At 33.7% G+C, this 13,971-nt stretch carries 13 protein-coding genes; 9 read left to right on the top strand and 4 right to left on the bottom strand.

Going from position 1 to position 13,971, the window contains the following annotated elements; genetic code table 11:
• The first annotated feature begins 2 nt into the window (after positions 1-2).
• The 8 genes from ACRHOC_RS11970 to ACRHOC_RS11935 all read left to right on the top strand — a co-directional run bounded on the left by ACRHOC_RS11970 (position 3) and on the right by ACRHOC_RS11935 (position 8,044).
• Positions 3-884 carry an NAD kinase gene (locus tag ACRHOC_RS11970; protein ID WP_431158884.1) on the top strand — a complete coding sequence of 294 codons (882 nt, stop codon included), beginning with the start codon at positions 3-5 and terminating at the stop codon, positions 882-884.
• Positions 885-984: 100 nt separating this feature from the next.
• Positions 985-1,674, top strand: coding sequence for a DUF6089 family protein (locus tag ACRHOC_RS11965; protein WP_431158883.1), 690 nt, complete (start codon positions 985-987; stop codon positions 1,672-1,674).
• A complete protein-coding gene (locus ACRHOC_RS11960; protein WP_431158882.1) occupies positions 1,674-2,417 on the top strand; it encodes an isoprenyl transferase in 744 nt (247 codons plus the stop codon). Before ACRHOC_RS11965 ends, ACRHOC_RS11960 begins: the two co-directional genes overlap by 1 nt.
• Positions 2,386-4,956, top strand: a complete 2,571-nt coding sequence (bamA, locus tag ACRHOC_RS11955; RefSeq protein ID WP_431158881.1) for an outer membrane protein assembly factor BamA — start codon at positions 2,386-2,388, stop codon at positions 4,954-4,956. The genes ACRHOC_RS11960 and bamA overlap by 32 nt, the downstream gene beginning before the upstream one ends.
• A 151-nt stretch (positions 4,957-5,107) precedes the next feature.
• Complete coding sequence (locus ACRHOC_RS11950; protein WP_431158880.1) at positions 5,108-6,286, top strand: OmpH family outer membrane protein; 1,179 nt, start codon at positions 5,108-5,110, stop codon at positions 6,284-6,286.
• A gap of 29 nt (positions 6,287-6,315) precedes the next feature.
• Positions 6,316-6,816 (top strand): OmpH family outer membrane protein, encoded by a 501-nt coding sequence (locus tag ACRHOC_RS11945; protein ID WP_431158879.1) that lies wholly within the window; start codon positions 6,316-6,318, stop codon positions 6,814-6,816.
• A gap of 67 nt (positions 6,817-6,883) precedes the next feature.
• A complete protein-coding gene (murI, locus tag ACRHOC_RS11940; protein ID WP_431158878.1) occupies positions 6,884-7,663 on the top strand; it encodes a glutamate racemase in 780 nt (259 codons plus the stop codon).
• Positions 7,664-7,696: 33 nt separating this feature from the next.
• Positions 7,697-8,044: a GTPase gene (locus ACRHOC_RS11935; protein ID WP_431158877.1), complete on the top strand. Its 348-nt coding sequence runs from the start codon at positions 7,697-7,699 to the stop codon at positions 8,042-8,044.
• On the opposite strand, the gene ACRHOC_RS11930 is transcribed toward ACRHOC_RS11935, so the two are convergent.
• From ACRHOC_RS11930 to ACRHOC_RS11920, 3 genes are read right to left on the bottom strand one after another with little or no spacing between them, the layout of a single operon-like run.
• Complete coding sequence (locus ACRHOC_RS11930; protein WP_431158876.1) at positions 8,031-8,549, bottom strand: gamma carbonic anhydrase family protein; 519 nt, start codon at positions 8,547-8,549, stop codon at positions 8,031-8,033. The genes ACRHOC_RS11935 and ACRHOC_RS11930 overlap by 14 nt on opposite strands.
• Before the next feature lie 2 nt (positions 8,550-8,551).
• The gene (locus ACRHOC_RS11925) at positions 8,552-9,286 is read right to left on the bottom strand and encodes a LytR/AlgR family response regulator transcription factor (RefSeq protein WP_431158875.1); all 735 of its coding nucleotides are present in this window, start codon (positions 9,284-9,286) and stop codon (positions 8,552-8,554) included.
• 1 nt (position 9,287) lies between these two features.
• On the bottom strand, positions 9,288-11,477 hold the full coding sequence (locus ACRHOC_RS11920; RefSeq protein ID WP_431158874.1) for a tetratricopeptide repeat-containing sensor histidine kinase: 2,190 nt from the start codon (positions 11,475-11,477) through the stop codon (positions 9,288-9,290).
• Positions 11,478-11,688: 211 nt separating this feature from the next.
• Between ACRHOC_RS11920 and ACRHOC_RS11915 the strand changes: the two genes are divergently transcribed.
• Entirely contained in the window at positions 11,689-12,852 is a 1,164-nt protein-coding gene (locus ACRHOC_RS11915) for a vWA domain-containing protein (RefSeq protein WP_431158873.1), read from the top strand.
• 36 nt (positions 12,853-12,888) lie between these two features.
• Here the strand turns inward: ACRHOC_RS11915 and ACRHOC_RS11910 are convergent, their stop codons facing one another.
• Positions 12,889-13,899, bottom strand: a complete 1,011-nt coding sequence (locus ACRHOC_RS11910; RefSeq protein ID WP_431158872.1) for a PorP/SprF family type IX secretion system membrane protein — start codon at positions 13,897-13,899, stop codon at positions 12,889-12,891.
• Positions 13,900-13,971 lie beyond the last annotated feature (72 nt).

The following is a 13,971-nucleotide window of genomic DNA, read 5'->3' as shown; positions in this document are numbered from 1 at the left end:
TTATGAAGAAAATTGCGGTATATGGTCAAAATTATGCTAAAGAAGCTTCACAAGAAGCTTTTGAAATATTGCTCCCTATCCTTTTAAAAAATAAGGTCTCCATATTTGTTGAAACTGACTTTCTCAATAAGCAAAAAGAATCGGTTAAGACCAATACAGAAATAAACTCTTTTAAGACCTTAGACAATTCTTACGATTTGCTTATTAGTATTGGAGGAGATGGCACCATACTGAGAGCTATAACTTATGTTAAAGATCTAAACATACCAATTGTTGGTATAAATACAGGTCGTTTAGGATTTCTAGCTACTATTCAAACCGAAGAGATTGAAGAAGCACTAGGCCAAATATTCTCTGGGCACTACAAAATATCTAAACGTTCCTTGCTAAGTGTCTCAACTATACCGTCAAATGAAGATATAGAGCAAACAAGTTTTGCTTTAAACGAAGTAGCCATTAGTAGAAAAAATACAACTTCGATGATTACCGTCGAAACACATTTAGACGATGAATATTTAACCTCTTACTGGGCTGATGGATTAATCCTTTCAACTCCAACAGGATCCACAGGTTATTCATTAAGTTGTGGTGGACCTGTTATCACACCAGAGGCTAAAAATTTTGTATTAACACCAATAGCGCCTCACAATCTAAGTGCAAGACCACTAGTAATACCTGATAAAACCAAAGTTGAATTTAAGGTTGATGGCCGTGAAGACCAATTTTTAATGTCTTTAGATTCACGCATCATTACTTTAGATAATTCGACAAAAGTGACCATAAACAAAGCAGATTTTGGAATTAAAATGGTCGAATTATTAGAAGAGTCTTTTTTAGATACCTTGAGAAAAAAATTACTCTGGGGTGAAGATCGTCGTAATTAAACAATAAAAAACCTCCAATTACAGTTTATTTCTAAGACTATTGGGCACATGTTAGACATGGCTCAACATTATTATTATATTTGCAAACTTTGAGGATTTTATGAGGTATTTTATCCTATTAATAGTGACGATTTTTTCATCTATAAACCTATCTGCTCAGATCTATGAAATTGGTGTTTTTGCAGGAGGAAGCAACTTTATTGGAGATGTAGGATCTACAAGTTATATATCACCAAATCAGCCTGCGTTTGGAGCTATCCTAAAGTGGAATAGAAGTCCAAGACATTCATATAGAGTTTCTGTTGTCTTTAGTGAATTAAAGGGATTAGACAGTAAATCGAGTGACCCAAGACGTGTAGCACGAGATTATAGTTTCGAAAATAATATTCTTGAAATATCCGCTGGAATGGAATTTACTTTTTGGGATTTCGATTTACACCAGGTTGGTATTCAAGGCACGCCATATTTATACACTGGTATCTCAGCTGCAAATCACGACAATTATTATTTTGATAATAATGGTGTCCGCATTTCGGAAAATACCACCAGTTGGGCTTATGGTATTCCTATGGTGCTAGGTTATAAAACAAACATAGCGAGTCATTTGGTATTAGCTGCCGAAATTGGCGCAAGATATACCTTTACAGATGAAATAGATGGTAGTGTACCAGATGCTGAATTTAGACAACAATTTAGTTTTGGAAACACAAATAGTAATGATTGGTATGTATTTTCAGGATTTACCTTAACTTACACCTTCGGAAGAAGACCTTGTTATTGTAATTTTTAATGAGCTTAAAAGATCAAATAAATAAAGACAAATTACCTAACCATGTTGCAATCATCATGGATGGAAATGGTCGTTGGGCAAAACAAAAAGGACTCATAAGGGTTATAGGTCATGAGAATGGTACTAAAGCCGTACGACAAACTGTTGAAGCAAGTGCAGAATTAGGCATTAAGAATTTAACACTTTATGCATTCTCTACAGAGAATTGGAACAGGCCAAAGCTCGAGGTGCAAACCTTAATGAAATTGTTGGTGAAGTCGTTGAAAAAGGAGATTAAAACCCTTCAAGACAACAATATTAAACTATCTGCTATAGGTTGTTTACAAGATTTACCCAAAAATGCCTATTTAGAACTGCTAGATGTTATAGAAAAGACTAAAAATAATACGAATATGACATTAACTTTGGCGTTAAGCTACGGATCTCGCGAAGAAATTGTTAATGTTATTAAGGAATTATCAGTTAAAGTTAAAAATAATATAATTTCTTCTGAAAGTATTGACGAATCCATTATAAATAAGCATCTTTACACGCAAAATTTACCAGATGTTGATCTGCTAATTCGTACTAGCGGTGAGCAACGAATAAGTAATTTTTTGCTGTGGCAAATCGCCTATGCTGAATTATATTTTACAGATATTTTATGGCCAGATTTTGAAAAAGAAAATCTGTATGAAGCACTCATAAATTATCAAAACAGAGAACGAAGATTTGGAAAGACAAGCGAACAACTTATCCCTTAATAGAGCACTACCCTCATTTACTGCGTTTTTAATCATTTTATTGTTCTTTTTAGGAACAACGCTAATTAACGCCCAAGTTGAAGGTGCAAAATATCTAATAAAAAATATTACGGTAACTGGTAATACCAATTTTAGCCCGCAGACCATCATCGCATATTCTAAGCTTAGAAAGGATGAAGAAGTTCAAATCGGTGGAGAAAAAATTGCGAATGCCGTAAAAACACTTTGGAAATCCAATCTCTTTAGTAGTATAGATATTTATGTGACGAATATAGACGGAAATACAGCTGATTTAGAAATTAATCTGATGGATTTACCAGAACTTTTAGAATTAACTATTTCTGGAATCAAGAAAGGAAAGATAGACGAGATTAAGCAAGAAAATAATCTGCAAACTGGTGTAAAAGTTACTGAAAACTTAATTGCAAATACACGTAACTATCTTACGAGCAAATATCAAAAGAAAGGATTTCTAAATACCAAGGTTAACATAGTTACTACTGAAGTCATCGATTCTGTCAAAAAAGAACGTGTTAACATGCTCGTTAAAATTGATAGAGGTGAGAAAGTAAAAATCAAAAACATAACCTTCAATGGTAATGAAAAGATAAAGGGTAAAAAGCTTCGTAAGGCTATGAAAAATACGAAGCAAAAAAATCCTATTCGCATCTTAAAGCGCTCTAAGTATATTGAGGAGGATTATAAGGAAGACCTTGTTAGTGTTGTTGATTACTACAAAGAAAACGGATACAGAGATGCTAGAATTGTATCAGATTCTATCATATACAATGATGACAGCTCTATTAGTCTAAATATTAATGTTGAAGAAGGCGACAAATACACCTTTGGAAAAATAGACTTTGTCGGAAATACAGTTTATACCGATAATTATTTATCAAGTATTTTAAAGATTAAACCTGGTGATACGTATAATGGTGTAGAGTTAAGAGAACGCATTGCAGACCCTAAGAATCCAGATGCTAATGATTTAACAAATGCTTATCAGAATTTTGGTTACATGTTCTCCACTATTAATCCTGTTGAGGTTAGTGCAGAAGGAAATGTTATCGACATGGAAATTCGTATTTCTGAAGGTAAACCTGCCTACTTTAACAATGTGACTGTTGTAGGAAATGATGTAACGAATGACCACGTTATTTACAGAGAAATTCGTACCAGACCAGGAATGCTTTACAGTAAAGCCAACATTATTAGAACAATTAGAGAATTAGGTCAGTTAGGCTTTTTTGACGCACAGCAAATTGCACCAAACATTAAAAACCCTAATCCTGTAGATGGCACATTAGATGTGGAATACTCAGTAGTAGAACAAGGATCTAGCCAGATACAACTACAAGGTGGTTATGGTGGCGGTGGATTCATTGGTACACTTGGTCTTTCCTTCAATAACTTTGCTATTAAGGATATTTTTAAGAAAGAAGCCTACAAACCTGTTCCTCGTGGTGATGGCCAAAGTTTAGCACTTCGATTACAAGCAAGTCAATTTTTTCAGACTTATAGTTTCTCATTTGCTGAACCATGGTTAGGTGGTAAAAAACCATTCCAATTATCAACATCGATATCTTATTCAAGACAATTCCTTTTTAATCCAAATAATAGAAGACCAGACAGAAGCCGTAGCTTTAATATTACTGGATTAACTTTAGGTTTATCAACGCGATTAACTAAGCCAGATGACTTTTTCTTATTGTCACAAGCTATTAGTTATCAGCACTACGATTTAAATAATTATAACACTGGACTTTTTACCTTCGGTAACGGTACATCGAACAACTTATCATATACTATCGGGTTGAGCAGAAACAACCTTTACAACGATCCTATTTTCCCAACAGGAGGTTCTAATTTTTCTGTTTCTGCTAAAGTTACCTTCCCATATTCATTGTTTAACAATGTAGATTATAAGGCCTTAGCAGATGAGAGAGATGCGTTAGATCCGAGTGACCCAGAAGATATCGTACGTATTGGAGAAATTGACCAAGAGCGTTTTAACTGGTTAGAGTTTTACAAGGTTAAATTTAAGGCAGATTGGTACACAGAGTTGGCTAAGAAATTAGTCTTAAGACCAAGTATGGAATTTGGTTTCCTTGGAGCTTATAACAATGACAGAGGTGTTATTCCTTTTGAACGTTTCTTCTTAGGTGGTGATGGTCTAGGTAACTTTGCATTAGATGGTAGAGAAATTATACAATTAAGAGGATATCCAAATCAGTCTTTATCTACTCAAGATGGAGGATCTATCTATAATAAATTTTCTCTTGAGTTAAGATATCCTATAACACTTGGAGCACAAGCTAAGATCTATGCATTATCCTTTGTTGAAGGTGGTGCATCTGTTAATAGCTTTAAAGAATTTAACCCGTTTGAATTGCAAAGATCAGCAGGTGTTGGTTTAAGAATATTTATGCCTGCCTTTGGTTTATTGGGTATAGATTTTGGACATGGTTTCGATCCGGTACCAGGACAAACTGTGAAAAATGGATGGGAAACCCACTTCATAATTGGACAACAATTTTAAGTTTGGCACGATATTTTCAAACAGCTAGTTAACGATTTCATTATGGTGTTAAAATTTTTAGGAATATATTTCGTTAATTTGAAGTAAAGTAACACTGAAAACTAGGAAATATTTGGTATTACCAAAGATGTCCCAAAACTAAATTTAATTGATGATGAAATTTAAAGTTCTTTTTTTACTGGCAATTACAGGGTTAATGAGCTTTTCAGCTTTGGCACAACGAGGTGTTAGAATTGGGTATATCGATACGGAATACATCTTACAAAATGTCCCAGAATACCAAGAAGCTTCAACGCAACTTGATAAGAAAGTTTTACAATGGAAATCTGAGATAGAGAAAAAGTTAAGTGTCATCGAGCAAAAGAAGAAAGAGTTAGAAAATGAAAGTGTTCTTCTTACTAAAGAACTCTATGAAGAACGCATGGAAGATATTTCTTTTGAAGAAGCGGAGATTTTAGATTACCAACAAAAACGTTTTGGTCCTAATGGAGATTTGATGATTCAAAAACGTCAGCTCATTGCTCCTATACAAGATCAAATATTTTCGGCTGTTCAAGAAATTGCGTCTTCAAAAAAATACGACTTTGTGTTTGATAAATCTGCAGACGTGGTGATGCTGTACTCCGCAGAGCGCTATGATATTAGCGAACAAGTATTACGCACAATTACAAGAGCTTCGAAACGTACACAAGCAAAGAATAAGAAGGAAAGAAAAGAGCTTGAAGATGAAGAAGTTGTACCTGTTGTAGATTCTGATAAAGACGAACGTCAAAAAGCATTAGAAGAGCGTAAAGCTACACGAGAAGCTGAGCTTGCTGCTAAACGTGCTGAACGTGAAAAGGCATTAGAAGAACGCAGAAAGCAACAACAAGAGGCTCGAGAGGCTAAAAAACGAGAAGCTGAAGAAAGACGTCAGAAAGTACTTGAAGCGAGAAATGCTCAAAGAAATGGTACAACGCCTCCAGAAAGTGAAGCTAAGGAAGAAAGTGAAGCTGAAAAAGAATCTGAGGCTAAAACAGAAAATGCGTCCACTGAAAAGAGTACTGACAAAAAAGAAACAACAGCTGGGCAGAAAGGAACCGAAAAGACAGAGGCAGATAAAAAACCTGTAACAGAAGCTAAGAAAGAAACAGATAAGCCTAAAACTGAAGCTGAGATCCTAGAAGAAAAAAGACAACAAAAATTAAAGGATAGAGAAGCGAGAAAAAAGGCGCTAGAAGAGCGAAAGAAACAAATTATTGAACAACGAAAAAAAGCACGTGAAGAACGTGAAAAACAACTAAAAAAGAGAGATTCTATAGCGAAAGCTAAGAAGGCAGAAGGAAATTAATTATAACACACAAATACAACTTAGAAAAAATGAAACATTTAAAAACTTTATTATTTGCAACAGCACTTTTTATTGGAGCAACAAGTTTTGTAGCGGCACAAAGTAATATTGCACATATCGACACCCAGGAACTTATTAAGGCTATGCCTGAGTATAAGGCTGCCCAAGCAGAAATCGATAAATTAGGTAAAACGTATCAACAAACGATTGAAGGTTCTATAAAAGAACTTGAGACGAAGCTTAAGCAATATGATGCCGAAGCTCCAACACAAACTCAAGAAGAGAACCAGAAGCGTATGCAAGAAGTTGAGGGTATGAAACAAAGCTTAGCTCAGTACCAACAGCAAGCTCAAAAAGATTTACAAGAAAAAGAGTTTAATCTCTTAAAGCCGATTACTGAAAAAGCAAAAGCAGCGATAGAAAAAGTTGCAGCGGCTCAAAACATTAATTATGTACTTGAAGCAGGTGGTTTAATTGTTGCCAAAGGAAAAGACCTTATGCCAGACGTTAAAGCAGAGCTAGGACTATAATAAGAGTACTTAAAATAAAATTTTAAAAAGTCGCTTAATTGATAAGCGACTTTTTATTTTTGTTATAATGAGCAATCAACCTATTGGCATATTTGATTCTGGTATTGGAGGTACTTCAATATTTAAGGAAATCCATGCCTTATTGCCTAATGAAAACTGCATCTATTTAGCCGATAGTAAGAATGCACCCTATGGCAACAAGTCTAAAGAGGAGATTATTCAACTCAGCATTAAAAACACCGAATTACTATTAAAAAAGGAATGTAAATTAATTGTTGTGGCTTGTAACACAGCAACTACGAATGCTATTTCATATTTAAGAGCGCACTACCAAGTTCCATTTATTGGAATTGAGCCTGCAATAAAACCTGCGGCTTTAAATACCAAAACAAATGTGGTAGGTATTTTAGCAACTCAAGGAACCTTGAGCAGTCAATTATTTCATAAGACTTCAGACCTTTATGCAAGTGGTATCGAAATTATAGAAAAAATTGGTGAAGGTATTGTCCCCTTGATTGAAAATGGAAAACTAGAATCACAAGAGATGAAATCCTTGTTAAAGGGCTATATAGAGCCTATGTTGCAAGCAAATATTGATTACCTAGTTTTGGGCTGTACCCATTATCCTTATTTAATTCCTTTACTTGAAGATCTATTGCCTAAACATGTAAAAATTATTGACTCTGGATTGGCCGTTGCAAAGCAAACCAAAGCAGTTCTAGATAACAACAAACTCTTAAATACAAGTAGCAACAAGTCTTCAATAAAATTCTTTTCTAATGGAGAGCTCTCTGTTTTAAATTCTATACTGTCAAATGCTTTTGATACAAATTATTTAAATTTCTAGTAAGGAACCTATTATAACTTCCACTATAGATTTATGACTTTAATCTTTGTATACAGTGCAGATTCTGGTTCAATCAACACCATTATGGATGTAGGGCATAAACTTTTTAGCCCTAAAACTTATCCTTGTAGCCTATGTGCACTCACATACGATACTTTTACCGAGAAAAAAGCCTGGAAATCATTTAGAAAGCAAAGCACAACAGATATGAAATTTTATCACAAAAATGAATTCGAATCCATCTATCCTAATACTAAATTTACTTATCCTGTTATTTTAAGGAAAAACGATCTGAATTTTACAGAAGTCTTAAGCCATAAGGATCTAGATAATATTGAGGATGTAAACGTATTAATTGAAAAATTGGTTAATCATCTTTAAACCAACTCGAATACTTCACGTAGTTATTAGCTATACGGTCAATCTCAGCAGAAATTAACGCTTTACTTACATCCTTTACCTTTTTAGCTGGCACTCCTGCATATATGCTTCCAGCTTCAACAGTAGTTCCTTTGGTGACCACTGCACCTGCAGCAATAATAGAATTACTTTCCACGATGCAATCATCCATTATAATACTACCCATACCAACCAAAACATTGTCATGAATTGTACAACCATGTACTATGGCATTATGACCAATAGAAACATTGTTACCAATTGTTGTTGGGGATTTTTGGTAAGTTGCATGAATTACAGCACCATCCTGCACATTTACCTTATTCCCCATTTTTATAAAATGAACATCACCTCGTACTACGGCATTAAACCAAATACTACAGTCACTTCCCATCGTAACTTCTCCCACAATTGTTGCATTCTCTGCAATAAAACAATCATTAGGAATTTGTGGATGATATCCTCTAACTGGTTTTATTATTGGCATAATTATTTAAAATAAGATAATAATTCAGATTTTCTAGATGCTGACACCATTACTTCTTTTCCATTACTAAGCACCACGCTACCGCCTTTACCTTTTACATATTTCACCACTTCATTAACATTAACAAGATAACTTTTATGGACTCTTGCAAAGTTACCATCTTTAAGGCACTCTTCAATATATTTTAAAGTCTTACTCACCAATTTCTTCTTGTTATTATTAAGGTAAATCTCTGTATAATTATCATCAGCTTTACAATACATTATATCTGCAGTATCTAAAATTTCAAATCCATCTTGTTGTGGCAAAGTAATTTTACCATTAACAACCTTAGTTTTTGGAGTTAAAATCTGATCTTGAAGGGCCTCTTCCTTTACCTTAACTTCTGTAACATAATCTACAGCCTTGATGAGTTCATCAATTGAAATTGGTTTCATTAAATAGTAAGAGGCATGTGCGTTTAATGCATCAATCGCATAATGATTGTATGCTGTAACAAAAATAGTTTCAAAATTAATATCACCTACTTTGTCCAAAAGGTCAAAAGCATTCCCATAAGGCATTTCCACATCAAGAAATACAACATCTAATTCATTATTTCTAATTAGAACCAATGCCTCCTCTACATTTGATGCTTCTCCCAATACAGTGATATTTGGGCAGTATTTAGTAAGGTAGGATCTGAGTATTTCTCTACTTTTTGCTTCGTCTTCTACGATTATTGCGTTTAATTTCATTCTAGTCTTTTTTTAGTATTACAACCACCTTTGTTCCCTTATCTTCAGAGGACTGAAAGTCTTTTACTGCGACATCTACCTTATCTTTATACATTTCGTTAAGAATCTCAACACGTTTCTGAATATTACTCATTCCGGTTGAATTCTGCTTTTTTTGGTTTTCTGTTTTAAGGGCTTTAGAGCGTTCTCTACCGATACCATTGTCTGCAATTGTAATACTTAGTTCACTTTTTGATCTAGGACTAATATTGATAGATAAATGTCCTTTATCTTTTTTATAACGTAGACCATGCCATACTGCATTTTCTATATACGGTTGTAACAGCATCGGTGGGATTACATAATTATCTACCTTAATACTTTCATCAACCTTTATCTTATAATCAAACTTATCTTGAAACCTAAAGTGCTCTAATCTTGTATAAAGTTCAATAAGTTCTATTTCTTTTTCTAATGGAATAAAATCTTTCTCACTATTCTCTAACACCGAACGCATTAATTGAGAAAAATCAGAAAGGTATTTATTTGCTGTTCGTTCATCATTAGTCGCAATAAAACTATTTACAGAGTTTAGCGCATTAAAAATAAAGTGCGGATTCATTTGACTCCTTAATGATTTAAGCGCCAATAAATTATTTGCAAACTTCTGTTGTCGTATATACTTAAACATAAAGTATGCTGTAACTAACAGAAGTAACAGTCCGCCAATTAGTGAATAAATAATTAATTGTTGACTTCTATTTCGCTCTTGTGTTAATTGATATTTACTTTCAGATAATGCTCTATCACTTTCGAGTGAGGTGATTCTATTCTGTTTTTCTAAAATATTCTTCCTAAAGCGAGAAACTTGAGAGATTTCAACATCTTTTTGTGCATAGAGTTCATCATAAAGCTCATCAACAACAGCTTTGTAAGTGTTTAAATATTCTAGCCCTTTCTCATTATTACCTGCCAACATATTAACCTCAGACAGCTTACGAGCAGCGTCTTTTTTAACCACTAAGTCTTCTTTCTTATCAGCTTCTTCAAAACTTTTCTCTAAATAAGGTATGGCGTTTTCCAGATCATTCTTTAAATAATAGGCATTACCAATCTTATAATTCTGTTTTTGCAGAGTTATAGAACTCTCTTTAGTAAGAACAGAATCTTTCTCTAAATCTATTATTCCTTGAATTGCTTTTTTTCGTAATTCTATTTCTTCATCATAATCCTCAATATCTGCACTAAATTCTGCTACTTTTACCTGCTCTTCAACTGCTCTAGTTTTATTCTCTCTTTCGGCAAAATTTAAAGAATTGGTAAAATAATTCCTTGCCTGAGTAACCTCACCATTCGCTTTAAATGCTTCGGCTATTTTAGAATTTAAATCGGTTATTTTTGGTGAGATAAGATGTTGGCGTGCTACTTTTAATCCATTTTGGTAGGCTTTAATAGCCTCTGAATAGTTCTTTAATTTAATATTAGCATCCCCTTGACCCTCAAACAATTCTACTTTTTGGTAATTATTTAAGCTCTCTAAGTTTAAGCTTTTAAATGTTTCCAGACTTTTTTGATAGTCATCGTTGCCTAAATAAGCATTTGCCAATTTTAAAATTGTTGCAATTGTCTCGTTATTCTGAATACTAATTTTATAGGCCGAAATCGCTAAATCAAACTGTTGCCAATAAGTATAGACATCACCTAAAAGTTCGTGGGCAATAGCACTCTGTTCTGAAGTGACATTAGTATCTAATGCATCACCAATAAACTGAATACTTTTTTCAGCATTCTTCTTTAGGTATTGGTCTGAAGAATCGATAAGTCTATTAAATCTTGCTGTTGAAGATTCTCTGCCATATTTACTACTACGATATTTGGTTTTAGCATCATCAACCACCTCAATTGTAATACGTTCATCACTCGTTATCCTATGAAAAATCGTTTCAAAATCTTTATGACGTATTGTAAGCTCATCTCCTATACGAGCCTTTATTTTAAAAATCCCATCTTTATTTGTAGTAGTATAAAACCCATTGTTTACTTCAATCGTCACTTGCTCAACAGGCAATCTAGATTCCTTTATATAAACAGAACCTTCAATCTCTAATAAGATCTCCTCTTTTAGGACATTTTCTTCATTTGTGTTTTGACCGTAAACACCAAAACGAAATACACCCAGAATAAGAACTAATATTGCCGACTTAATATTCACGCTTTAATTTATATATGAGATTAAACATACACACTTTATTTCACTTGATAAAATGCAACAGACTCAAAAGAAGGGCACTAATACTCAATAATTCCCTAAATACTAAATAAGATTGGCATCTAACTCATTCAAACAATAATTACACTCAATATGGATTTTTATTTTCCCTTTTACGAAAGAGCTTTACCGTGTAATCAAAAAACGAAACAAAATGAAAAAAATCTTCAAAACTAAAGTCTTATTAATTGGACTATTATCGTTCTGTGCGTGTAATGCAAATTCAACACAGAATAAAAAAGATCTTGCCCTCAAAGGACAAATCATAGAGACTACATTAAAGAAAGAGGTTCCAGAAATTAAAGTTGCCTTGTTATTAGATACAAGTAATAGTATGGATGGACTAATTGATCAGGCCAAAGCACAACTTTGGGAGATTGTAAACGAATTATCATATGCAAAATGCAATGCGCAAAATCCTAATTTAAAGATCGCACTTTATGAGTATGGCAATGATAATCTCAGTCCAAGAGAGGGCTATATAAGACAAGTTCTAGCCTTCAGTGATGATTTGGATGAAATATCTAAAAGCTTATTCTCATTAACTACAAATGGTGGTAATGAATTTTGTGGTAAGGTTATCCAAACAGCCATAAATCAACTTAACTGGGGAGACAATGAAACTGATCTTAAATTTATTTTCATAGCAGGTAATGAACCTTATACACAAGGTAGAGTAAGTTATAAAGATGTATCCAAATTGGCACATCAAAGTGATATAACCGTTAATACCATATTTTGCGGAGAATATGATCAAGGTATTGCAACATATTGGAAAGATGGTGCTGATTTAACACATGGAGACTATATGGCTATAAACCATAACAAAGCTACAGTACATATTCCAACACCTTATGATGACGACATACTAATTCTTAATCAAAAGCTTAATAAAACATATGTCGCGTATGGAACAAAAGGCGCCTACAAACAACAACTTCAAGCTACAGAAGACTCTAACGCGATAGGATATAATAAGGCTAATGCCGTAAGTAGAACAATAAGTAAAAGTTCTAGACTATATAAAAACAGTTCGTGGGATTTAGTTGATGCTGAATCGGAGGAAAGTTTTGATTACACCAAGCTAAAAAAAGAACATCTCCCGAAGGAATTGAAAAATAAGTCTGAAGCCGAAATTAAGCGTTATTTGCAAGACAAACGCGAAGAACGAAAATCGCTTCAACAAGCGATTACTGATTTAAATACAAAAAGAAAAATATATATTTCAGAGAATACAGAGAATCACAGCAATGGACTTGAAAATGCTATGCTCAAGGCCATCAAGTCCCAGGGGAAACGAAAAAATTATAACTGGTAATAAAAAAGGCTCAATTGTATTGAGCCTTTTATTTTATTAATTAACTGCCGGACAGTTACATTCGTATTTTTCACGTCTACAATTAAAATTATAGCCCAAGGTAATCTGATGGAAACCGCCTGTATTAAAATTAATTGTATTTGCTTGGTATGAGTATGTATATGCAAATACAAATTGATTATAATCCACGCCTATGAAAGGTGTTATGTATTGTAACTTTTGGCTACTTATTCCACCACCATCTACAAACTCTGCACCATCTAGGCTTCGTCTATACGATAGGCCTCCCCATATCTTACCAAAATCCATTTCCTTATATACCTTAGCATTAATATCTATGGTCGTTTCTTCGGTTGCATCTCTGTACATAAGCATTACCGAAGGCTCATAACTCCATTCGCTACCATATTTACTAAATACATATCCAGTAGAAAACAAGTAAGTTCTTAAATTATCAAACTCAAATCCTTGCTCATTAAAGTTAATTCCTTCATTCTTCAATATATTCTTTGCAGTGAAGTGCGCATAAAAATCTAGAAAATGATAAGAGAATCCAAAATCTATATTAAAATTTGTAGCACTTTGTTCAATACCAGCAATTAGCTGATCAAATTCTCCTGGTGCTAAGAAATCTGTTTCATCCAATTTATATTGTAAGAACCCAGCACTTAACCCAAAAGAAAGCATATTTAAATCAATCTCATTTCTCGAAAACATTAAATGATATGCAAAAGTTGCATATCCACCAACAGTGGAGTGATAACCGTTTGAATCGTTAAAAAATATACCTCCGATTCCAACTGGTGATTCACCAACTCTACCGTTTGCACTAATTGTTTGAAGGCTTGGTGCATCGTCTATACCAAACCACTGCTGTCTTGCAGTCATTCTAACTTTAGCACAATTAGCCACACCAGCCATTGAAGGATGGATGAGATAATAATTATCCGTTAAATAATCGGAATAAATAGGAACACCTTCTTGAGCATAACCAAAGTTGATTATAAAGGCTAAACATGCAATAAAACTATATTTTTTCAAATTCATTATTTTAACGTTTCAAGGTAAAATGGGCTCTGAGCTCCCTTCTTTGGTTGCTCACCGGTTCATCGTACTCTA

It is taken from the genome of Winogradskyella poriferorum (assembly GCF_050618035.1).
Classification (GTDB): Bacteria; Bacteroidota; Bacteroidia; order Flavobacteriales; family Flavobacteriaceae; genus Winogradskyella; species Winogradskyella poriferorum_A.
Note: the sequence above shows the minus strand (reverse complement) of the source record. Positions and strands in the feature narration are given on the sequence as shown.

Coding starts and splice junctions, on each gene's coding strand:
- ACRHOC_RS11970 (WP_431158884.1), top strand. CDS start 3: ATGAAGAAAATTGCGGTATATGGTCAAAATTATGCTAAAGAAGCTTCA.
- ACRHOC_RS11965 (WP_431158883.1), top strand. CDS start 985: ATGAGGTATTTTATCCTATTAATAGTGACGATTTTTTCATCTATAAAC.
- ACRHOC_RS11960 (WP_431158882.1), top strand. CDS start 1,674: ATGAGCTTAAAAGATCAAATAAATAAAGACAAATTACCTAACCATGTT.
- ACRHOC_RS11950 (WP_431158880.1), top strand. CDS start 5,108: ATGATGAAATTTAAAGTTCTTTTTTTACTGGCAATTACAGGGTTAATG.
- ACRHOC_RS11945 (WP_431158879.1), top strand. CDS start 6,316: ATGAAACATTTAAAAACTTTATTATTTGCAACAGCACTTTTTATTGGA.
- murI (WP_431158878.1), top strand. CDS start 6,884: ATGAGCAATCAACCTATTGGCATATTTGATTCTGGTATTGGAGGTACT.
- ACRHOC_RS11935 (WP_431158877.1), top strand. CDS start 7,697: ATGACTTTAATCTTTGTATACAGTGCAGATTCTGGTTCAATCAACACC.
- ACRHOC_RS11930 (WP_431158876.1), bottom strand. CDS start 8,549: ATGCCAATAATAAAACCAGTTAGAGGATATCATCCACAAATTCCTAAT.
- ACRHOC_RS11925 (WP_431158875.1), bottom strand. CDS start 9,286: ATGAAATTAAACGCAATAATCGTAGAAGACGAAGCAAAAAGTAGAGAA.
- ACRHOC_RS11915 (WP_431158873.1), top strand. CDS start 11,689: ATGAAAAAAATCTTCAAAACTAAAGTCTTATTAATTGGACTATTATCG.
- ACRHOC_RS11910 (WP_431158872.1), bottom strand. CDS start 13,899: ATGAATTTGAAAAAATATAGTTTTATTGCATGTTTAGCCTTTATAATC.